Source organism: Frigoribacterium sp. CFBP9030, from assembly GCF_034045195.1.
GTDB lineage: Bacteria > Actinomycetota > Actinomycetes > Actinomycetales > Microbacteriaceae > Frigoribacterium.
Window position 1 is genome coordinate 456,881 of record NZ_JAXCWG010000001.1, and the last position, 21,054, is coordinate 477,934.

21 protein-coding genes are annotated in these 21,054 nt (G+C 69.8%); 19 read left to right on the forward strand and 2 right to left on the reverse strand.

The features are described 5' to 3' along the window. The first annotated feature begins 54 nt into the window (after positions 1-54). The 12 genes from dapA (at position 55) to dapF (ending at position 13,337) form a co-directional block, all read left to right on the forward strand. Positions 55-1,032, forward strand: coding sequence for a 4-hydroxy-tetrahydrodipicolinate synthase (gene dapA, locus SOM13_RS02105; RefSeq protein ID WP_320478763.1), 978 nt, complete (start codon positions 55-57; stop codon positions 1,030-1,032). A 63-nt stretch (positions 1,033-1,095) separates the two neighbouring features. Then, positions 1,096-2,772, forward strand: a complete 1,677-nt coding sequence (locus SOM13_RS02110) for a ribonuclease J (RefSeq protein WP_320478764.1) — start codon at positions 1,096-1,098, stop codon at positions 2,770-2,772. Between the two features lie 78 nt (positions 2,773-2,850). Then, entirely contained in the window at positions 2,851-5,676 is a 2,826-nt protein-coding gene (locus SOM13_RS02115) for a DNA translocase FtsK (RefSeq protein ID WP_320478765.1), read from the forward strand. Position 5,677: 1 nt separating this feature from the next. Then, on the forward strand, positions 5,678-6,313 hold the full coding sequence (gene pgsA / locus SOM13_RS02120; protein WP_320478766.1) for a CDP-diacylglycerol--glycerol-3-phosphate 3-phosphatidyltransferase: 636 nt from the start codon (positions 5,678-5,680) through the stop codon (positions 6,311-6,313). Continuing rightward, positions 6,310-6,801: a nicotinamide-nucleotide amidohydrolase family protein gene (locus SOM13_RS02125; RefSeq protein WP_320478767.1), complete on the forward strand. Its 492-nt coding sequence runs from the start codon at positions 6,310-6,312 to the stop codon at positions 6,799-6,801. The genes pgsA and SOM13_RS02125 overlap by 4 nt, the downstream gene beginning before the upstream one ends. Positions 6,802-6,947: 146 nt before the next feature. After that, positions 6,948-7,256, forward strand: a complete 309-nt coding sequence (locus SOM13_RS02130; RefSeq protein ID WP_192060135.1) for a helix-turn-helix domain-containing protein — start codon at positions 6,948-6,950, stop codon at positions 7,254-7,256. Between the two features lie 123 nt (positions 7,257-7,379). Further along, positions 7,380-7,604, forward strand: coding sequence for a DUF3046 domain-containing protein (locus SOM13_RS02135; protein WP_243213773.1), 225 nt, complete (start codon positions 7,380-7,382; stop codon positions 7,602-7,604). Between the two features lie 314 nt (positions 7,605-7,918). Further along, the gene (gene recA / locus SOM13_RS02140; protein ID WP_192060137.1) at positions 7,919-8,980 is read left to right on the forward strand and encodes a recombinase RecA; all 1,062 of its coding nucleotides are present in this window, start codon (positions 7,919-7,921) and stop codon (positions 8,978-8,980) included. Continuing rightward, positions 8,977-9,909, forward strand: coding sequence for a regulatory protein RecX (locus SOM13_RS02145; protein ID WP_320478768.1), 933 nt, complete (start codon positions 8,977-8,979; stop codon positions 9,907-9,909). The genes recA and SOM13_RS02145 overlap by 4 nt, the downstream gene beginning before the upstream one ends. 37 nt (positions 9,910-9,946) lie before the next feature. Continuing rightward, the gene (gene miaB / locus SOM13_RS02150) at positions 9,947-11,530 is read left to right on the forward strand and encodes a tRNA (N6-isopentenyl adenosine(37)-C2)-methylthiotransferase MiaB (RefSeq protein WP_320478769.1); all 1,584 of its coding nucleotides are present in this window, start codon (positions 9,947-9,949) and stop codon (positions 11,528-11,530) included. A gap of 20 nt (positions 11,531-11,550) precedes the next feature. Then, a complete protein-coding gene (gene miaA / locus SOM13_RS02155) occupies positions 11,551-12,462 on the forward strand; it encodes a tRNA (adenosine(37)-N6)-dimethylallyltransferase MiaA (protein ID WP_320478770.1) in 912 nt (303 codons plus the stop codon). Then, the gene (gene dapF / locus SOM13_RS02160) at positions 12,459-13,337 is read left to right on the forward strand and encodes a diaminopimelate epimerase (RefSeq protein ID WP_320478771.1); all 879 of its coding nucleotides are present in this window, start codon (positions 12,459-12,461) and stop codon (positions 13,335-13,337) included. Before miaA ends, dapF begins: the two co-directional genes overlap by 4 nt. A 27-nt stretch (positions 13,338-13,364) precedes the next feature. Here dapF and SOM13_RS02165 read toward each other — a convergent pair whose 3' ends face one another. After that, positions 13,365-13,973 carry a class I SAM-dependent methyltransferase gene (locus tag SOM13_RS02165; protein WP_243213768.1) on the reverse strand — a complete coding sequence of 203 codons (609 nt, stop codon included), beginning with the start codon at positions 13,971-13,973 and terminating at the stop codon, positions 13,365-13,367. An 83-nt stretch (positions 13,974-14,056) separates the two neighbouring features. Here SOM13_RS02165 and hflX point away from each other — a divergent pair, with 83 nt between their 5' ends. Then, positions 14,057-15,601: a GTPase HflX gene (hflX, locus tag SOM13_RS02170; RefSeq protein ID WP_243213767.1), complete on the forward strand. Its 1,545-nt coding sequence runs from the start codon at positions 14,057-14,059 to the stop codon at positions 15,599-15,601. 70 nt (positions 15,602-15,671) lie between these two features. Here hflX and lexA read toward each other — a convergent pair whose 3' ends face one another. After that, positions 15,672-16,361 carry a transcriptional repressor LexA gene (lexA, locus tag SOM13_RS02175; protein ID WP_243213765.1) on the reverse strand — a complete coding sequence of 230 codons (690 nt, stop codon included), beginning with the start codon at positions 16,359-16,361 and terminating at the stop codon, positions 15,672-15,674. Positions 16,362-16,611: 250 nt separating this feature from the next. Here lexA and SOM13_RS02180 point away from each other — a divergent pair, with 250 nt between their 5' ends. The 6 genes from SOM13_RS02180 (at position 16,612) to SOM13_RS02205 (ending at position 21,026) form a co-directional block, all read left to right on the forward strand. Next, positions 16,612-16,998 carry a LysM peptidoglycan-binding domain-containing protein gene (locus SOM13_RS02180; protein WP_320478772.1) on the forward strand — a complete coding sequence of 129 codons (387 nt, stop codon included), beginning with the start codon at positions 16,612-16,614 and terminating at the stop codon, positions 16,996-16,998. A 109-nt stretch (positions 16,999-17,107) separates the two neighbouring features. Further along, positions 17,108-18,193: a histidinol-phosphate transaminase gene (locus SOM13_RS02185; protein ID WP_192060146.1), complete on the forward strand. Its 1,086-nt coding sequence runs from the start codon at positions 17,108-17,110 to the stop codon at positions 18,191-18,193. Beyond that, the gene (gene hisB / locus SOM13_RS02190) at positions 18,190-18,804 is read left to right on the forward strand and encodes an imidazoleglycerol-phosphate dehydratase HisB (RefSeq protein ID WP_192060147.1); all 615 of its coding nucleotides are present in this window, start codon (positions 18,190-18,192) and stop codon (positions 18,802-18,804) included. The genes SOM13_RS02185 and hisB overlap by 4 nt, the downstream gene beginning before the upstream one ends. Next, the gene (gene hisH / locus SOM13_RS02195; RefSeq protein WP_320478773.1) at positions 18,801-19,436 is read left to right on the forward strand and encodes an imidazole glycerol phosphate synthase subunit HisH; all 636 of its coding nucleotides are present in this window, start codon (positions 18,801-18,803) and stop codon (positions 19,434-19,436) included. Before hisB ends, hisH begins: the two co-directional genes overlap by 4 nt. Before the next feature lie 79 nt (positions 19,437-19,515). Then, entirely contained in the window at positions 19,516-20,262 is a 747-nt protein-coding gene (gene priA, locus SOM13_RS02200; protein WP_192060149.1) for a bifunctional 1-(5-phosphoribosyl)-5-((5-phosphoribosylamino)methylideneamino)imidazole-4-carboxamide isomerase/phosphoribosylanthranilate isomerase PriA, read from the forward strand. Next, the gene (locus tag SOM13_RS02205) at positions 20,262-21,026 is read left to right on the forward strand and encodes an SseB family protein (protein WP_320478774.1); all 765 of its coding nucleotides are present in this window, start codon (positions 20,262-20,264) and stop codon (positions 21,024-21,026) included. Before priA ends, SOM13_RS02205 begins: the two co-directional genes overlap by 1 nt. Positions 21,027-21,054: the final 28 nt, after the last annotated feature.

Genomic DNA, 21,054 nt, shown 5'->3' on the forward strand with positions numbered 1-21,054 from the left:
GGCGCTCCGGCCCGTCCCCGCCTCGCCGCCGACGAGAGCAAGTACGCTGGTTCCGTGTCGAACATCATCAACCCCTTCGGTCAGGTCCTCGTGGCCCTCGTCACCCCCTTCACCGCAGACGGGGAGGTCGACTGGCCGGCCGTCGAGAAGCACATCGACGACTGCATCACCGCCGGGGCGGACGGCATCGTGGTCACCGGCACCACTGGCGAGACCAGCACCCTGACCGACCCCGAGAAGCTCCGTCTCGTCGAGGTCGGCAAGTCCGTCTCGGCCGGGCGCGCCAAGATCATCACGGGCGGCGGCTCGAACGAGACCGCCCACGCGATCCAGCTCTACAAGGCCAGCGAGAAGGCCGGCGCCGACGGCGTCATGATCGTCACCCCGTACTACAACAAGCCGACGCAGGCCGGTGTGCTCACGCACTTCCGCATGATCGCCGATGCGACCGACCTGCCTGTCATCCTCTACGACATCCCCGGTCGCACCGGCATCCCGATCAAGTACGAGACGATCCTCCGCGCGGCCAAGCACCCGAACATCGTCGCGGTCAAAGACGCGAAGGGCGACTTCTCCGAGGTCAGCCGGGTGCTGAACCAGACCGACCTGCTCTACTTCTCCGGCGACGACGCCAACGTGCTGCCGCACCTGGCCATCGGCGCCTCGGGCCTCATCGGCGTCACGGCCAACATCGCCGCGGCCCCGTACCGCACCATCATCGACGCGGTCAACGCGGGCGACCTGCACACGGCGACCCAGGCCCACCAGATGCTCGAACCGCTCGTCCGCGCGGTCATGACGCACGTGCCCGGCACGGTCGCGGCCAAGTACATCCTGCACGGGCTGGGTCGCATCTCGAGCCCGCGCGTCCGACTGCCCCTCGTCGGCCCCGAAGACAGCGAGGCGGCCCTCATCGAAGACGAGCTCGCGCACGTCGGCGCCATCCCGGGGCTCGACCTCAGCCGGTTCCGACCCGATCGCAACGCCGCGGCGGGTGGCGCCCTGCCCAAGGTGCACGGCACGACCCGCTGAGCCGCGCCTCCTCGGTCGCCGCGACATCCCGGGGCTCGAGCCCCACCACTCCCGAAGGACCTCATGCCCGTCACGATCCAGACCCCGCCGCCGCTCGAAGACGGCACGCTCCGCGTCATCCCGGTGGGCGGTCTGGGCGAGATCGGTCGCAACATGACCGTCTACGAGATCGACGGCAAGCTGCTCGTGGTCGACTGCGGGGTGCTCTTCCCCGAAGAGCACCAGCCGGGCGTCGATCTGATCCTCCCCGACTTCGCGCCGATCCGCGACCGGCTCGACGACATCCTGGCCGTGGTGCTGACGCACGGTCACGAAGACCACATCGGCGCCGTGCCGTATCTTCTGCGGCTGCGGGCCGACATCCCGCTGATCGGCTCGCAGCTGACGCTCGCGTTGATCGAGGCGAAGCTCAAGGAGCATCGCATCAGCCCGTACACCCTCACGGTCGCCGAGGGCGGACGCGAGACGCTCGGGCCGTTCGAGCTCGAGTTCGTGGCGGTCAACCACTCGATCCCCGACGCCCTCGCCGTCGCCATCCGCACCTCCGCCGGTCTGGTGCTGCACACCGGCGACTTCAAGATGGACCAGCTGCCCCTCGACGGGCGGATCACCGACCTGCGCGCCTTCGCCCGGCTCGGCGAAGAGGGGGTCGATCTCTTCCTCCCCGACTCGACGAACGCCGACGTGCCCGGTTTCACCGCTCTCGAGCGCGACATCGGACCGGTGCTCGACGACGTCATCCGGCGGGCTCCCCGGCGCGTGGTCGTGGCGAGCTTCTCGAGTCACGTGCACCGCGTGCAGCAGGTGCTCGACGCGGCGCACGCCAACGGCCGCCGGGTCGCGTTCATGGGGCGGTCGATGGTCCGGAACATGGGCATCGCGGCCGACCTCGGGTACCTGACGGTGCCCGACGGGGTGCTGATCGACGCGAAGAAGGCGCGAGACCTGCCCGACGACCGCATCGTCTACATGAGCACGGGATCGCAGGGCGAGCCGATGGCCGTGCTGGCCCGGATGGCCAACCTCGAGCACCAGATCGAGATCGGCGCCGACGACACGATCATCCTCGCGTCGAGCCTCATCCCGGGCAACGAGAACGCGGTGTATCGCGTGATCGACGGGCTGACGAAGCTCGGGGCGAAGGTCGTCCACAAGGGCAACGCGAAGGTGCACGTGTCGGGGCACGCCTCGGCGGGCGAGCTGCTGTACTGCTACAACGTGCTCCGGCCGACGAACGTCCTGCCCGTGCACGGCGAGCACCGCCACCTGTACGCCAACGCCGCCCTGGCTCAACGAACGGGTGTGGCGCCCGGCAACACGATCCTCGGCCAGGACGGCGTCGTCGTCGACCTCCGCGACGGGATCGCCCGAGTCGTCGGGCAGCTCGACCTGGGCTTCGTCTACGTCGACGGCTCGACCGTGGGCGAGATAACCGACGCCGATCTGAAAGACCGACGCATCCTGTCCGAAGAGGGCTTCATCTCGGTCTTCGTCGCCATCGACGCGTCCACCGGCCGGGTCGTCGTCGGCCCCGAGATCCAGTCGCGAGGGTTCGCCGAAGACGACCGGGTCTTCGACGACGTCGCCCCGAAGATCGTCGCGGCCCTCGCCGAGGCGGCTGAGAACGGCGTGCGCGACACCCACGCCTTCAGTCAGGTCGTGCGACGGACGGTGGGTCGCTGGGTCAACACGAAGCATCGGCGCCGACCGATGATCGTGCCGGTCGTCATCGCCGTCTGAGGTCGCCTCCCGGTCGGGCACCCGGACACACGCGACCGGATCCGACCGGCGTCGGTGGTGGGCGGTACCGTGGAGCCCATGGCCACGCCCACGAAGTCGACCCCGCGCTCCCGCTCGGGCTCGCGTGCGTCCTCGGCGCGTGACGCGACCAAGGCCACGAAGAAGCTGCCCACCACGCCGGCGCCCGCGCCCGCCCGAGAGGGGCCGAACCCGCTCGCGGCGGCCTGGATGGGGCTGGCGCACATGACCGGCGCCGCATTCCGGCTGCTGGGCCGCGAGACGCTCGACAAGAGCGAGCGTCGAGACGGCGTGCCGTTCTTCCTCGTGCTCCTGGCGATCGCCGGGGGTGTCGTCGAGTGGCTGAACCCGACCAGTCCCCTCGCGATCGGCTTCGACGCGTACACGTTCGGCGGTCTCTTCGGCCGGGTGGCCTACGCCCTGCCGGTCATCATGATCCTCTTCGCGGGGTGGCTCTTCCGGCATCCCTCCTCGGTCCACGACAACACGCGCATCGGCATCGGGCTGGGTCTGTCGCTCGTGTCGATCAGCGCCCTCTGCCACATCTTCGGCGGTCAGCCCGAGGCCTCCGACGGCATGCCGGCCCTCGCCACCGGGGGAGGGGTCCTCGGCTGGGTCGTCGCATCCTGGCTCGTCGCCCTGGCCACCGAGTGGGTGGCGGTCCCGCTGGTCGTCGTCCTGCTCGCCTTCTCGATCCTGATCATCACCAAGACGCCGCCGAACCGCATCGGTCGTCGACTCGGCGAGCTCTACTCGTACCTCTTCGGCGAGACCGTCGACGACCGGGCGGCTGCGGCGGCGGCCGCCGCCGAGTCCGCCGACGCGGGCGGCGAGCCGGAGTCGTTGCCCTGGTGGCGACGCAACCCCGGGCAGCGCGAAGACGACCCGGCGTACGACACCCCGCTCGTCCGGCCCGCCGCCGCGACCGCTCCGACCGAGGTGATCGGCCGCCGCAAGAAGCGCCGACCGGCGTTCGAAGAGCTCGACACGACCCCGGCCGCACCGCCCGTTCCCCAGGCGTCTCCCGCCACGGCCGAGACCGACGTCTTCTCCTCCGACCTCCTGGCCGATCTCGACCGGGCCGAAGACGCCGTCCGCGCCCAGGGCATCGACATCCCCCTGCACCCCGAGCCCACCGCGGCGACGACCGTGCTCCCCGTCCCCGTCCCCGAGGCCATCCCCGCCGAGGGCGAGAGCGACGCCGCCTCCGCGTTCCTCGCCCCCGACCTCGACGAGCCGGCGCCTCCGTCGCTCGAGTCCGTCGACCCGTCCGCCGACGACGTGCCCTATCGTCTACCGGCCGTGACGACCCTCGCCGTCGGCGAGCCCGCGAAGGCCCGCAGCGAGGCCAACGACGCCATCGTCGCCTCGATCACCTCTGTGCTCGACCAGTTCAACGTCGACGCCAAGGTGACCGGTCTCAAGCGCGGCCCCACGGTCACCCGCTACGAGATCGAACTCGGTCCCGGCGTCAAGGTCGAGCGAGTGACAGCGCTCACCAAGAACCTCGCGTACGCCGTCGCCTCGAACGAGGTGCGCATCCTGTCGCCCATCCCGGGCAAGAGCGCCATCGGGGTGGAGATCCCGAACACCGACAAGGAGATCGTCGCCCTCGGCGACGTGCTCCGGTCGTCGGCCGCCGCCAAGAGCACCCACCCCATGACCATCGGCGTGGGCAAGGACGTCGAGGGCGGTTACGTCGTCGCGAACCTCGCGAAGATGCCGCACCTCCTGGTCGCGGGTGCCACCGGCTCGGGCAAGTCGAGCTTCGTCAACTCGATGATCACCTCGCTGCTGATGCGCGCCAAGCCGGCCGACGTCCGCATGGTGCTCATCGACCCGAAGCGCGTCGAGCTCTCGATCTACGCCGGCGTGCCGCACCTCATCACCCCCATCATCACGAACCCGAAGAAGGCGGCCGAGGCGCTGCAGTGGGTCGTCAAAGAGATGGACATGCGTTACGACGACCTGGCCAGCTTCGGGTTCCGGCACATCGACGACTTCAACCGCGCCGTGGTCAACGACGAGATCGTGCTGCCTGCGGGCAGCGCTCGCACGCTGAAGCCCTACCCCTATCTCCTCGTCGTCGTCGACGAGCTGGCCGACCTCATGATGGTCGCGCCGCGTGACGTCGAAGACAGCATCGTGCGCATCACCCAGCTGGCCCGCGCCTCCGGCATCCACCTGGTGCTCGCGACCCAGCGTCCGTCGGTCGACGTCGTGACGGGCTTGATCAAGGCCAACGTCCCCTCGCGGTTCGCGTTCGCCGTCTCGAGCGTCACCGACTCCCGCGTCATCCTCGACCAGCCCGGCGCCGACAAGCTCATCGGCCAGGGTGACGGGCTGTTCCTCCCGATGGGTGCGTCCAAGGCGATGCGTGTGCAGGGCGCCTGGGTGCAAGAGAGCGAGATCGCCCAGGTCGTCGCGCACGTGACCCGTCAGGCCCGTCCCGACTACCGGCCTGACGTCGCGGCCGTCGTCGAGAAGAAGGAGATCGACGGCGACATCGGCGACGACCTCGAGCTGCTGCTCGCCGCCGTCGAGCTCGTGGTCAGCACGCAGTTCGGGTCGACCTCGATGCTGCAGCGGAAGCTGCGGGTGGGCTTCGCCAAGGCGGGTCGCCTGATGGACCTCATGGAGTCCCGCGACATCGTGGGTCCTTCCGAGGGGTCGAAGGCCCGCGACGTCCTCGTGACGACCGAGCAGCTGTCGGGTGTCCTGACGAAGATCCGCGGCGGGGGCGATGCCGGTCCGGCGCAGCCCGGTCGAGGCGGAGCCGGGGCGGCCATCGACGACGACCCCGTCGAGGCGATGACGCGGGGTTACGCCGAGGTCGACGACGACGAGGGGTCGGAAGACGCCTGGAACCTCACCGGGAGAGACTGACGTGACCGACAGCGACGGCGCCCCCCGCGGCGCGACCTTCCCCTTCCGAGGCCGGGTGGCCCGCCGAGGCCCCGGCCCGGCGAGCACAGCCAACATCGCCAACATCATCACCGTGGTGCGCATCCTCATGGCGCCGCTGTTCATGGCGTGGCTCCTCATCGACGACGGCGCCGACGGCTCGTTGCGCATCGCCGCGGCCGCGCTGTTCGTGGTCGCCATCCTCACCGACAGCCTCGACGGCATGCTCGCCCGGGGTCTCGACCTCGTCACCGACTTCGGCAAGATCGTCGACCCGATCGCCGACAAGGTCCTCATCGGCGGGGCCCTCGTCTCCCTCTCGATCCTCGGCGAGCTCCCGTGGTGGGTGACGGCTCTCATCCTCGTCCGCGAGATCGGCATCACCGTGTTCCGATTCGCCGTCATCCGTGATCGGGTCATCCCCGCGTCCCGGGGCGGCAAGCTCAAGACCGTCCTGCAGGCCGTCGCCGTGACCCTCGCGCTCTTCCCGCTCTGGAACCTCCTCGGGTCGGGCATGCACTGGGTCAACGGAGTCCTCATGACGGCCGCGGTCGTGGCGACCCTGGTCTCCGGGCTCGACTACCTGAGGGTGGCGGCGAAGCACGGTCGACCGTCATGACGCTCGCCGGCGACGTCGTCGCCGAGCTCACCCGTCGACGGCTCACGATCGGCGTGGCCGAGTCGCTCACCGGCGGCCTGCTGATCGCCGAGCTGATCGCCGTGCCCGGAGCATCCGCGGTCGTCCGCGGCGGTGTCGTCGCCTACCAGACGGAGTTGAAGCACACCCTGCTCGGCGTCGACGCCCGACTGCTCGCCGACCGCGGGCCCGTCGACCCCGACGTGGCCGAGGCCATGGCGGCGGGAGTCCGCGGGGTGGTCGAGACCGGCGGCACCCCCACCGACATCGGCCTCGCGACCACCGGTGTCGCCGGCCCCGGTCCGCAGGGCGGCCACGATCCCGGTGTCGTCTTCGTCGGTGTCGCCTGGGGAGACGAGACGCGGGTGGTGGCCCTCGACCTGACGGGAGACCGCGAGGCCATCCGACGGGGCACCGTCTCCGAATCACTCACGGCTCTGCACTCGTGGTTGGTCGACGCGAGGGAATAGACCGCGTTTCGGTCTCGTTACATCTGGCAGGTTCACAAGGGTCGCACAGTCCCCGCTGGTTACAGTTACAGCCAACTGCGCTTTAGTATCACCATCCCACCCCCCGACAGTCCGTCAGGGTGGGCGTCCGTTCGGAGGAGGGTCCCATGGTTCTGGTTCGTCAAGAAATCGGAGACGTCCTGCGCGACTTCCGTCTGCAGAAGGGCCGCACCCTTCGCCAGGTCGCGAGCAAGGCGAGCGTGGCCCTCGGGTACCTCAGCGAGGTCGAGCGCGGTCAGAAAGAGGCCAGCTCCGAGATCCTCGCCTCCGTCGCCGATGCGCTCGAGACTCCCATCTCGGTCATCATGCGCGAGGTCGGCGACCGCATGGCCGTCATCGAGGGTCTCAATCCCATCCCCGACACGCTCCCCGACGAGCTCGTCGCCGAGTTCGACACCGATCTCGCGGTGCGCTGAGTCCCCACCCCGTCACGAACGCCCCCGGTCCTCCGACGGGGGCGTTCGTCGTCTCCTGAGCCCCTCCGGAGGCGCGGCGCAGCTGAGCACGCCGCCCCGTCGACAGAGAGGTACCCTCCACTGATGCGCAAGAGCGAGTTCCACCGAGCCGTCGTGGACCAGTTCGGCGAGGCGTACGGGCGCATCCTGATGCGCGATCTCGTGATGTCGGCCGTGGGCGAGCTCACCGCCGAGCAGGCTCTCGTGCAGGGCGTCCCGCCGAGAGACGTCTGGCTCGCGCTCTGCGACGCCGAGGGCGTACCGGAGTCGAGACGGCATGGTGTCGGTCTACCCGCGCCTCGTCGTTGAGGCTCGACGTCGCACCTCCGCCCGTCTGCCCGTGATCGTGCGGATGTTCGACACGCCGCGCCATGGAAGTCGAACATGTGTTCGTACCGGTGATAGCGTCCTCCCCAGGACCTGATCGGTCCGAGAACTCCACTTCGGTGGCCGGCGTCGACTCCGATGTCGGTGGTCGTCCGTAGCGTTCTCGTATCGACGTTCCCGCCGCCGGAGTGACCGGCGGCACCAGCCTTGTCGTAGCGACGAAGACCTTGTCCCACCGGTCGGCGGCGACGCGACAGCCTACAGGCGCACGGACGACCACCACGAAGGAGAACATCATGCCCTCAGCAGAGAACCGCGAGAAGGCCCTCGAGACCGCACTCGCCCAGATCGACCGCCAGTTCGGCAAAGGCGCGGTCATGCGTCTCGGCAGCGACGAGCGTGCTCCCGTGGCCGTCATCCCCACCGGCTCGATCGCGCTCGACGTCGCGCTCGGAATCGGGGGCATCCCCCGTGGCCGCATCGTCGAGATCTACGGCCCCGAGTCGTCCGGTAAGACCACGCTGACCCTGCACGCGATCGCCAACGCGCAGCGCAACGGCGGCATCGCGGCCTTCATCGACGCCGAGCACGCACTCGACCCCGAATACGCGAGAAAGCTCGGCGTCGACATCGACGCGCTCCTCGTCTCGCAGCCCGACACGGGTGAGCAGGCCCTCGAGATCGCCGACATGCTCGTCCGGTCCGGCTCCATCGACCTCATCGTCATCGACTCCGTAGCGGCTCTGGTGCCGCGGGCCGAGATCGAGGGCGAGATGGGCGATTCGCACGTCGGGCTCCAGGCGCGACTCATGTCTCAGGCGCTCCGCAAGCTGACGGGTGGTCTGAGCCAGACCGGTACCACGATGATCTTCATCAACCAGCTGCGCGAGAAGATCGGCGTGTTCTTCGGCAGCCCCGAGACGACAGCCGGTGGTAAGGCCCTCAAGTTCTACGCCTCGGTGCGTCTCGACATCCGCCGCATCGAGACCCTCAAAGACGGCACCGACGCAGTTGGCAACCGCACAAGGGTCAAGGTCGTCAAGAACAAGATGGCGCCGCCCTTCAAGCAGGCCGAGTTCGACATCCTCTACGGTGTCGGCATCTCCCGAGAGGGCAGCCTGATCGACTTCGGCGTCGAGCACGGCATCGTCCGCAAGTCCGGCGCCTGGTACACCTACGAGGGCGACCAGCTCGGCCAGGGCAAAGAGAACTCGCGCAACTTCCTCCTCAACAACAAGGCCATCGCCGACGAGATCGAGCACAAGATCCTCGCCAAGCTCGGTGTCGGGGGCGCTAAGGCCGTCGAAGAACCCGTCGCATCGATCGAGACCAAGATCGCCGCACGGAAGGGCGCATGACCACGTCCGGCGACGGCGACTCGACGGTCGACTTGGCTCCGGTCACGCCGCTGTTCGGTCGCCGAGGGGCGTCGAAGCCCGCTGCCGGCGGCAGTGCTCCTCAAGACGAGTGGGCCGATGCGGCGCCGAGTGACGACGAGGTCGGCCATGAGTCGACCGCAGATGATGTCGCCGCCGAGTCGACGAGTCACGGCGTAGACGACGTCTTCCGATTCGCGAGCGCCCGTTCGGAGTCGGAGCCGGAGCCCCAGTCGGGCCACGAGTCGGCCTCGGCTCGAGCTTCGAAGCGCAAGCCGGCTTCGGTCCCGGCCGAGTCTGACGCCGTCCGGTCGACTGCGGCCGCCCTGGCCGCGATCACCGATCACTGGTCCGGGCCGAGAGCGGTCGACGCGCTCGACCCGGTCGACGAAGACGACGAGCCCGAACCAGAGCCCGAGGGGCTCGACGCGCAGCGGAGCCGAGCGGAGAACATCAGCATGCATGCCCTCGCGCGCCGAGGGGTCTCCTCCGCTGAGATGGCCTCTCTTCTGGCAGCCCGTGACCTCGACGAGCAGGTCGTCAGCGACGAGGTCGAACGACTCGAGGGTGTCGGTCTGCTCAACGACCGGGAGCTCGCGGAGAACCTGGTGCGCAGCAAGCATGAGCGCAAGGGCCTCGGTCGCGGCGCTGTCACGAGCGAGCTCCGCAGTCGCGGCATCGCGCCCGAGCTCATCGAGCAGGCGATGTCCGAGATCGACGACGACGACGAGCAGTCACGCGCCGACGAGTGGGCGCTGAAGCGCGCCACGTCGTTGCAGGGGCTCGATCAGGCGACCGCGGAGCGGCGTCTGAACGGGTACCTGATGCGCCGCGGCTATCGGTCCGAGACGATCCGTCGGGCGGTGGAGAAGGCTCTTCCTCGCGGTCGGGGCGGCGTCCGCTTCCGATGATCGGTCGACCGGGGCCGCGGCCGTAGACTCTCCGACTATGTCGACGGTTCTCCCTGCCCCGGTCTCCGAAGCCCGAGTAGACGGCCTCGCGGCTCCCGCGCGTCGCACCTACGAGGTGCGGACGTTCGGGTGCCAGATGAACGTGCACGACAGCGAGCGTCTGAGCGGATCCCTCGAGGCCGCCGGCTACGAGCCGGCCGTCGACGGTGAAGCGGATGTCGTCGTCATCAACACCTGCGCCGTCCGAGAGAACGCCGACAACAAGCTCTACGGCACATTGGGGCGGCTGGCGGGCGTCAAGCGGCGGCGGGAGGGCATGCAGATCGCCGTGGGCGGATGCCTCGCGCAGAAAGACAAAGAGGCCGTCCTCGAGCGCGCGCCCTGGGTCGACGTCGTCTTCGGCACCCACAACGTCGGGGCGCTGCCGACGCTCCTCGAGCGTTCTCGTCATAACGACGAGGCGCAGGTCGAGATCCTCGAATCGCTCGATGTGTTCCCCTCGACCCTGCCGGCCAAGCGCGACTCGGTCAGCTCCGGCTGGGTCTCCATCTCGGTCGGCTGCAACAACACCTGCACCTTCTGCATCGTGCCGACGCTGCGCGGCAAAGAGCGCGATCGGCGCCCGGGCGACATCCTCGCCGAGGTCCGCTCCCTCGTCGACGACGGTGCCATCGAGGTGACCCTGCTCGGTCAGAACGTCAACTCCTACGGGGTCGAGTTCGGCGACCGCCTCGCTTTCGGCAAGCTCCTCCGTGCCGTCGGCGCCATCGACGGCCTCGAGCGCGTCCGTTTCACCAGCCCGCACCCGGCCGCCTTCACCGACGACGTCATCGACGCCATGGCCGAGACCCCTGCGGTGATGCCGCAGCTGCACATGCCCCTCCAGTCGGGGTCCGATGCGATCCTCCGATCGATGCGACGCAGCTATCGCAGCGCGAAGTTCCTGGGCATCATCGACCGGGTCCGGGCCGCGATGCCCGACGCGGCGATCTCGACGGACATCATCGTGGGCTTCCCGGGTGAGACCGAAGCCGACTTCGTCGACACGCTCCGAGTGGTCGAGGAGGCGCGTTTCGCCTCGGCTTTCACCTTCCAGTACTCCGTCCGACCCGGCACGCCCGCGGGGGAGATGGCCGATCAGATCCCCAAAGAGATCGTCCAAGAACGCTACGAGCGGCTGACGGCCCTCCAAGACCGGATCTCCTTCGACGAGAACCGCGCTCTCGTCGGCCGAAGGGTCGAAGTGCTCATCTCGGCGACCGAGGGTCGGAAGGACGCCGAGACCCACCGGCTGTCCGGTCGGGCCGAAGACAGCCGTCTCGTCCACCTCGACGTCCCCGACGGAGTCGAGGCGCCTCGACCGGGCGATGTCGTGACGGTCGACGTGACCGGGGCGGCTCCCTTCCATCTCCTCGCCGAGTCGTCGATCGGCTCCGTCTTCGACGTGCGACGCACGCGGGCAGGCGACGCCTACGACCGCGCCCAGGCCGACTCGTGCGGGGTGCCGGCGTCCGCGACCGGCTCGACCGGCGCCTCCGGGGCACCGAGGGTGTCGTTGGGTCTGCCGACCCTGCGCGTGTCGACGACGCCCATCTACGACGCCGCCGACGGTCTCCGCTGAGTCCGCGGGGTCGACGAGAGATGCTGATCGCCCTGGTCGGTGCCACGGGCACCGGCAAGTCCGCGCTGTCCCTCGACCTGGCCGAGCGGCTCCGGTCGAGCGGTCGCCCGGCGGAGATCGTCAACGCCGACGCGATGCAGCTCTACCGGGGCATGGACATCGGAACCGCGAAGCTGCCGGTCTCCGAGAGGCGGGGCATACCGCACCACCTCCTGGACGAGCTCGATGTGACCGACGAGGCGAGCGTCGAGTGGTACCAGCGGCGCGCCCGGACGGTCATCGACGAGGTCCACGGGCGGGGTGCGGTGGCGGTGCTCGTGGGCGGCTCGGGGCTCTACGTGTCGAGTGTGCTGTTCGACCTCCGGTTCCCGGGCACCGACCCGGCCATCCGTGCGCGCTACGAGGCCGTCGGCGAGGCCCAGGGGCCGGGTGCGCTCTTCCGCCTGCTGCGCGACCGGGATCCGCTGGCCGCCGAGAAGATCGGCTCGACGAACATCCGCCGTCTCGTCCGTGCCCTCGAGGTCGGCGAGCTGACCGGCGAGCCGTTCTCGGCCCGCCTGCCCGACGAGGCGGCCCGCTGGCGCCCCTCGGCCATCGTCGGCGTGCGCGACGATCGAGAGGCCCTCGTCGAGCGACTCGACGCCCGGGTCGAGCGGATGTGGCGCGACGGCCTCGTCGACGAGGTCCGCGGTCTCCTCGCGCACGGTCTCGAGCGCGGCGTCACGGCGGGTCGAGCGATCGGCTACGCGCAGGCTGCCGCCCAGCTGCGCGGCGAGCTGACGGAGTCCGACGCCATCGAGACCAGTGCGGCTCTGACCCGCCGTTACGCGCGTCGTCAGGTGAGCTGGTTCCGTCGGTACCCCGACGTCCGCTGGGTGCGGTCCGGCGACCCCGGGGGCGTCGAGGCGGCCCTCGATACACTCGACGCGTGACCACCACTCTCCAGTTCACCAAGGGCCAGGGCACGGGCAACGACTTCGTGCTGTTCTCCGACCCCGACGGCGAGTTCCCCCTCGACCCCGTGGCGATCCGGGCGTTGACCGATCGCCACTTCGGCGTGGGCGGCGATGGCGTGATCCGTGCCGTCCGGTCCGAGCACCTCCCCGACGGCCGGAACGCCCTGGCCGAAGACCCGGCCGCCGAGTGGTTCATGGATTACCACAACGCCGACGGCAGTGCGGCCGAGATGTGCGGCAACGGCATCCGGGTCTTCGTCCGCTACCTGACCGACCGCGGCCTCGCGACGCTCGAGCCGGGCGGCACCCTGGCGATCGGCACGCGGGCGGGGGTGCGCCACGTCCAGCGCAGTATGACGGGCTTCCAGGTCGATCTCGGCCTCTGGTCGCTCTCCGACGAGTCGCCGACGGTGCGGGCTCGAGAGCTGCATGCGGCCCGCCCCGGTCTGTCGCTGTCCGTCGGCAATCCGCACGTCGTCGTCGCGCTGGCGACCGACGACGAGCTCGACGCGCTCGACCTCTCGTACCTCCCCGTCCTCGACCCCGCACCCGTCGAGGGCGCGAACGTCGAGTTCGTCGTCCCGGCCGACCCCCTGGTGGTCGACGGCATCGGCCACATCCGCATGCGCGTGCACGAGCGGGGCAGCGGCGAGACCCTCTCGTGCGGCACGGGAGCGGCGGCGGCGGCCCTCGCGACGCGGCACTGGGCCGGTGCCGGGGCGCCCGATCAGTGGCGCGTCGAGGTCCCGGGTGGCACGGTCGGCGTCCTGGTCGTGCCGACGGACGACGGCGAGCACGTCTCGCTCAGCGGTCCGGCCGATCTGGTCTTCAACGGGGCGCTCGAGATCTGACCGCCGTCGTCGGGCCTGCCTCGCTGATCAGCGACGGTGGGCCGTCAAGACGCGGTAGCCCTTGCTGGTGGAGGCGCGGGTCACGTCGACGACGTCGCCCAGCTCGGAGTTCATCCACTTCTGCAGCGAGTCCGCGCCGAGGTTCTTCTGGACGACGAGCCACGCGTCCGACCCGACCTCCAGTCGGGGGAGCCACTTGGTCAAGAGCCCGTGCAGCTCGTTCTTGCCGACGCGGATGGGCGGGTTCGACCAGATCGTCGAGAACCGCAGGTCGGCGGGAACATCGTCGGGCTCGACGGCGTTGACGTTCTCGAGGCCTGCGGCCCGGGCGTTCTCGCGCACGAGCTCCAGCACCCTCTTGTTCACGTCGACGGCCCAGACCGTCGCGTCGGGTGACGACAACGCGAGGCTCAGGGTGATGGGCCCCCATCCGCATCCGACATCGAGCAGATGACCCGAGGTCGGCGGCGTGGGCACGTCGGCCAGGAGGACGGCCGTCCCGGCGTCCACCCGATCGGGGCTGAAGACGCCCGCGGCCGTGGTGAGTTCGAGTTCGCGGCCCGCGAGGGTCACCGAGATGGTCCGGCGCCGCATCAGGCTCTCCGGTTCCGAAGAGAAGTAGTGCTCGCTCGCCATGGCCCACAACCTATCGACAATCCCCACGGGCGGCCGAATCGGCTCCCCGCTCACTGCCTGACGAAAGGGCTAGTATCACTCCGATGACAGACCTCCCCACGAACCCGCTCGATGCCGAGCGTTCCGAGCAGGGTGACGACGTCGTCGCCCGCGTGCTCGACCGTGCGGCGTCCCGGGCTTCCGCCTACACCGTCTTCTCGCCTGCGCAGGCGATCCAGACCCGCTCTCTGCACGACACCGGCTCGGACGGCGACCAGTTCGACCGCGACGATCGCCAGGCGCTCCGTCGCGTGGCGGGGCTCTCGACCGAGCTCCAGGATGTCACCGAGGTCGAGTACCGCCAGCTCCGGCTCGAGAACGTCGTCCTGATCGGCGTCTACTCGCAGGGCTCGCTCTCCGACGCCGAGAACTCCCTCCGCGAGCTGTCGGCCCTGGCCGAGACGGCCGGCGCCGTCGTCCTCGACGGGCTGCTGCAGCGTCGGCCCAACCCCGACCCGAGCACGTACCTCGGCAGCGGCAAGGCCGAAGAGCTGCGGATGACCGTCGCGGCTCTCGGCGCCGACACGGTGATCGCCGACACGGAGCTCGCGCCAAGCCAGCGACGTGCCCTCGAAGACGTGGTCAAGGTCAAGGTCATCGACCGCACGGCCGTCATCCTCGACATCTTCAGTCAGCACGCCAAGAGCCGGGAGGGCAAGGCGCAGGTCGAACTGGCGCAGCTCGAGTACCTGCTGCCCCGACTGCGCGGCTGGGGCGACTCGATGTCGCGGCAGGCCGGTGGCCAGGTAGGAGGCGCGGGTGCCGGAATGGGCAGCCGCGGCCCCGGAGAGACCAAGATCGAGCTCGATCGGCGACGGATCCACACGCGCATGGCGCGCCTCCGTCGGCAGATCAAGGAGATGAAGCCCGCGCGCGACGCCAAGCGGGCCAATCGCGACCGCAACGAGGTGCCCTCGGTCGCGATCGCCGGCTACACCAACGCGGGCAAGTCGAGCCTGCTCAACAGGCTGACGAGTGCGGGCGTGCTCGTCGAGAACGCCCTCTTCGCGACCCTCGACGCGACGGTGCGCAAGAGCTCGACGACGGACGGCCGGCCGTTCACGTACGCCGACACGGTGGGTTTCGTCCGAAACCTGCCGCATCAGCTGGTCGAAGCGTTCCGCTCCACCCTCGAGGAGGTCGCGGCGTCGGACGTCATCGTCCACGTCGTCGACGGCTCGCACCCCGATCCGGCGGCGCAGCTCGCGACGGTCCGCGAGGTCGTCAGCGAGGTCGACGGGGGCGACATCACCGAGATCGTGGTGTTCAACAAGAGCGACCTGGTCGACCCCGACCAGCGACTCGTGCTCCAGGGCCTCGTCCCGACCGCGGTCTTCGTCTCCGCCCGGACGGGCGAGGGCATCGACGAGCTCCTCGAGCGCATCGCCTCGACCCTTCCGACCCCTGACGTCGAACTCGAGCTGCTCGTGCCGTACGACAGGGGCGACGTCGTCTCTCATCTCCACGACTCGGGTCGTGTCGTCGAGACGGCGTACGAGGAGGCCGGCACGCGCGTGCACGCCCGGGTCTACCCGAGCGACGTGGCGTGGTTGTCGCCGTTCGTCGACCGCGAGGCCGTCTCGAGCTGAGCCGACCGAGTCGACCACGACGAAGCCCCCCGCCAAATGGCGGGGGGCTTCGTCGTTCGTCGAGTCGGGGTCACACCGACCGGAGCACGGCCACGACCTTGCCGACGATCTGAGCGTGGTCGCCGACGATCGGCTCGAACGCGCTGTTGCGGGGCAGCAGCCAGGTGTGGCCGTCACGCTGACGGAAGACCTTGACCGTCGCCTCGTCGTCGAGCATGGCGGCCACGATGTCGCCGTTCTCCGCCGAGTTCTGCTGCCGGACGACGACCCAGTCGCCGTCGCAGATGGCGGCGTCGATCATCGAGTCGCCGACGACCCGCAGCATGAAGAGGTCGCCCTTGCCGACGAGCTGGCGGGGGAGGGGCATCACGTCCTCGACCTGCTGCTCGGCCGTGATCGGGATGCCGGCGGCGATGCGCCCCACCATCGGGACGTGCGCGGTGTCGCCGTCGTCGCTCGTCGTGAGGATGCTCGTCACGGGTGCGAGGGCGGGCGCCTCGGTCGAGAGGACCTCGAGGGCGCGGGGCCGGTTCGGATCGCGTCGGATGCGACCCGCGAGCTCGAGCTGGTTCAACTGGTGGGTCACGCTCGACAGCGACTTCAGACCGACGGCGTCGCCGATCTCCCGCATGCTCGGCGGGTATCCGCGCTGTCCGATGCTCTGCTGGATGGCCGTCAGGATCGACGTCTGCTTGGCCGTCAGCTCCTTGCGCGTGACCGAGCCCGTCTCGGTCGACCGGGTGCGCTGCGCGTCGCTCATGTGTCTCCTGCCGTGGATGTCGGTGGTCGCTGTTCTACTCGGACCACCGATCGAAACCGTATCCGATGCGGCGTCTTCGGCGAAACACATGTTCGAGTGTGTCGCCGATCCACGTCGAGAAAATCGAACATCGGGGTTGAAATCGACCTTGATCGAAGATATGTTCGGAACACGTCTTCGTGCCCGGTGTTCCCGGCCGATCGCCGGGCACGAACACGGACGTCTCCTCTAGCGGTGAAAGGACCACCTCATGAGCGCCATCACGACCACCACTGCCACTCCCACCCCCACCGACGACGCCGTCGCCTCCTTCTCTTCGCCCCCGCGCGTCCGGCTGCGCATCACCCGGCGGGGGCGTCGTGTCGTCAGCACCGCCGTCGGTCTGCTCGTCGCCAGTGTCGTCGGCGGCGTGCTCCTCGCCGGGCCCGGTGCAGTCGCATCGGACACCGCCGGTGCGGTGTCGTTCGACTACGTCACGGTCGACGGGGGAGACACCCTGTGGCAGGTCGCGTCCGAGATCGCACCCACCAAAGACCCTCGCGACGTCATCAGCGACATCGTGCAGTTGAACAACCTCAGCAGCACCGAGGTCGCGGCAGGGCAGTCTCTCGCCGTCCCCGCTCAGTACTCCGACTGACGGACGGTCGACTGCGGCTCCGTCTGAAGAGACCTCGAGGGGTCGCGACCGCTGCCAGCCGAGGGCCGACGATTCGGGACTCCGTCTGATGGAGACCTACCATGGAGCGGTGTCCTTCAGTCTCGACGACCTTCCCATCCGTGACGACCTCCGTGGCCTGACGCCGTACGGCGCACCGCAGACCAGGGTGCCGGTCGCTCTCAACGTCAACGAGAACACGCATCCGATTCCCGAGAACGTCGCACGCGACATCGTCGCATCGATCGCGCAGGCCGTCCTCGAGGTGAACCGGTATCCCGACCGCGAGTTCACGCAGTTGCGGGACTCCCTGGCCGCCTATCTGGGTCACGGCCTCACCCGAGACAACATCTGGGCGGCGAACGGCTCGAACGAGGTCATCCAGCAGATCCTCCAGGCCTTCGGCGGCCCCGGGCGGAGCGTCCTCGGCTTCCCTCCGACGTACTCGATGCACTCGATCATCGCGGCGGGCACCGGGAGCACCTGGGTCGAGGGTGCGCGAGACGTCGACTTCACCATCAGCCCCGAGACTGCGGTCGCCGAGATCCGTCGCACCGAACCGGACATCGTGTTCTTCTGCGGTCCGAACAACCCGACGGGCACGCCCCTCGACCTCGCCACGGTCGAGGCCGCCTACGATGCGACCGACGGAATCGTCTTCGTCGACGAGGCGTACGCGGAGTTCATGCCCGTCGGCCAGCCCACCGCTCTGACCCTGCTCGAAGGCCGGCCGCGTCTCATCGTCTCCCGCACCATGAGCAAGGCCTTCGCCTTCGCCGGGGCGCGAGTCGGATACCTCGCCGCCCATCCGGCCGTGACCGACGCGCTCCGTCTGGTGCGCCTCCCTTATCACCTGTCGTCGTTGACCCAGGCCGCCGCGATCGCCGCGCTCTCCCACGCCGACGAGATGCTCGCCATGGTCGGCGAGATCGCCACCCAACGCGACCGGATCGTCCGGGTGCTGACCGAGCTCGGCTACGAGCCCTGGCCGACCTGGTCGAACTTCGTGCTGTTCGGCGGGGTCGACGATCCGGCCGACGTGTTCGAGCGTCTGCTCGCCCGGGGCATCATCGTGCGGAACCTCGGCATCCCCCACCACCTCCGGGTCAGTGCGGGCACCGAGGCCGAGACCACGGCGTTCCTCGAGGCGCTGCGCGACATTAGGCTCTCCTCGTGACCGAACAGACCCCTACCCGCGTGGCCTCCCTCGAGCGTGAGACGAGCGAGTCGCGCATCGCGCTGTCGCTCGACCTCGACGGCACCGGCTCGTCGAGCATCGACTCGTCCGTCCCGTTCTTCGACCACCTGCTGACGGCGCTGTCGAAGCACTCGCTGATCGATCTGCGGGTGGCGGCGACGGGTGACACGCACATCGACGCGCACCACACGGTCGAAGACATCGGCATCGCCTTCGGCACCGCGCTCCGTCAGGCGCTCGGCGACAAGTCGGGTATCGCACGGTACGGCGACGCCCTGGTGCCGCTCGACGAGGCCCTGGTGCAGGCGGTCGTCGACATCTCCGGTCGCCCGTACCTCGTGCACGGCGGCGAGCCTGAGGGCTTCGAGCTGCACCTGATCGGCGGTCACTTCACGGGGTCTCTCGTGCGCCACGTGTTCGAGGCGATCGCATTCCACGCCGGCATCACGGTGCACATCCGGGTGCTCGGCGGGCGTGACCCGCACCACATCGCCGAGGCCGAGTTCAAGGCCTTCGCGCGGGCCCTCCGCCAGGCGGTGCAGCCCGACCCGCGGGTGGTCGGCATCCCCTCCACGAAGGGCGCGCTGTGACGGCCCGTCCCTCCGTCGTGGTGCTCGACTACGGCAGCGGCAACGTCCACTCGGCGGTCAAGGCCCTCGAGCTCGCCGGGGCCGACGTCGAGCTGACGGCCGATCGCGCCCGGGTGCAGGCGGCCGACGGCCTCTTCGTGCCGGGCGTCGGGGCCTTCGGCGCCGTGATGAGCGCGCTCGAGTCCGTCCGCGGCGGCGAGCTCATCGATCGCCGTCTGGCCGGCGGGCGACCCGTGATGGGCATCTGCGTCGGCATGCAGGTCTTCTTCGAGGGCGGTGTCGAGCGCGGTGCGACGGCGGGCGGGCTGGGTGAATGGCCCGGTGTCGTCGACGAGCTGAAGGCCGACGTGCTGCCTCACATGGGCTGGAACACCGTCGACGTCCCCGAGGGCAGCACGCTGTTCGACGGCGTCGCCGACGAGCGCTTCTACTTCGTCCACTCGTTCGCGGCCCAGTCGTGGACCCTCGACGTGATCCCGCCGTTCCCGCAGCCGCACGTCACGTGGGCCGACCACGGCGGCCGCTTCGTCGCCGCCGTCGAGAACGGACCGCTCTGGGCCACTCAGTTCCACCCCGAGAAGTCGGGGCGGCCGGGCATCCGGCTGCTCTCGAACTGGCTCGGCACACTCTGACCCTCCCGAACCCGACTCCGGTCCCGCGCTCAGCGGGGCCCCGACGCGATCCGCGCGGCGCCGCCGCGAGAGAGACGACATGAGCGACTTCTGCACGACTCCGAGCCTGACCCTGTTCCCGGCCGTCGACGTCTCCGGGGGGCAGGCCGTCCGTCTGACCCAGGGGGAGGCCGGCAGCGAGACCGGATACGGCGACCCCGTCGCGGCGGCCGACGACTGGAAGAACCAGGGCGCCGAGTGGCTGCACCTGGTCGACCTCGACGCGGCCTTCGGGCGGGGCGACAACCGGTCGGTCATCAAGAAGGTCATCAAGCAGGTCAAGGGCATCAACGTGGAGCTGAGCGGCGGCATCCGCGACGACCGCTCCCTCGAAGACGCCCTCGGCACGGGTGTCAAGCGGATCAACCTCGGTACGGCGGCCCTCGAGAACCCCGAGTGGGCGGCGCATGTCATCGCCGAGTACGGCGAGGCCGTCGCGGTCGGGCTCGACGTGCGCGGCACGACGCTGGCCGCGCGTGGCTGGACGGAGGAGGGCGGCGACCTCTGGACGGTCCTCGCCCGTCTCGAGGAGGCCGGGTGCGCCCGCTACGTCGTCACCGACGTCACCAAGGACGGCACCCTCCAGGGGCCGAACGTCGATCTGCTGCGTCAGGTGATGGATCGCACCGATCGCCCGGTGATCGCATCGGGCGGCATCTCGAGCCTCGACGACCTCGTCGCGCTGCGCGAGCTGGTCCCGCAGGGCCTCGAGGGCGCAATCGTCGGCAAGGCGCTCTACTCGGGCGCCTTCACGCTGGCCGCGGCCCTCGACGTCGCCTCCGACTGATGTCGACGCCCGGCTCGGACAGCGCCGGTCGGCCCTGGGAGGGTCGCACCTTCGATCATCACGACACGGCGTTCGCCGGTGACGACGGCTCGGCCGACCCGCGCCTCCTCGAGGCTCTCAAGCGGTTCCACCTCGGCGAGGTCGGTGAAGACACCGTCGTCGACGCGCTGCGACCCGCGCGGCTGCTCGTCCCCCTCGTGGCGGTCGCGGGCGACGAGGACCTCGACGAGCAGGGGCGACGGGTCGACAAGACTCAGGAGCTGTCCATCGTGACGGTGGCGGGCCCCGACGGGCGCGACGTGCTGCCCGCCTTCACCTCGGTGGCGGCGCTGTCCGTCTGGAGCGCCACGGCGCGTCCCGTGCCGGCCGACGCCCGGCGGATCGCCCTGGCGGCGGCGTCCGAGTCGACCGACCGGCTCGTGCTCGACCCGGGGTCGCCCACGGCGTTCGCCCTGCGCCGACCGGCCCTGTGGGCGGTCGCGCAAGACCTGCCGTGGCTGCCGAGTCACGCCGACGAGACCGTGCTGCGGGCCTTCCTCGACGCTGGGGCGGACGAGGAGGCGCTGGCCGGCCTGGTCATCGCCCCCGGCTACGAGGGCGCCCGGCTGGGCGGCCCCGAGATCGTCGTGCAGCTGGGCGTCCGTGCCGGGCTCGACCGCGAGGCGCTGACGGCTCTGCTTGGCCGCCTTCAGACGGCGTGGGCCGCAGATGCGATCATCGCCGACCGGGTCGACAGCATGGCCGTGAAAGTCGTCTCCGTCTGACGGACTGCGGCTGCACGCTCCGCCGCGG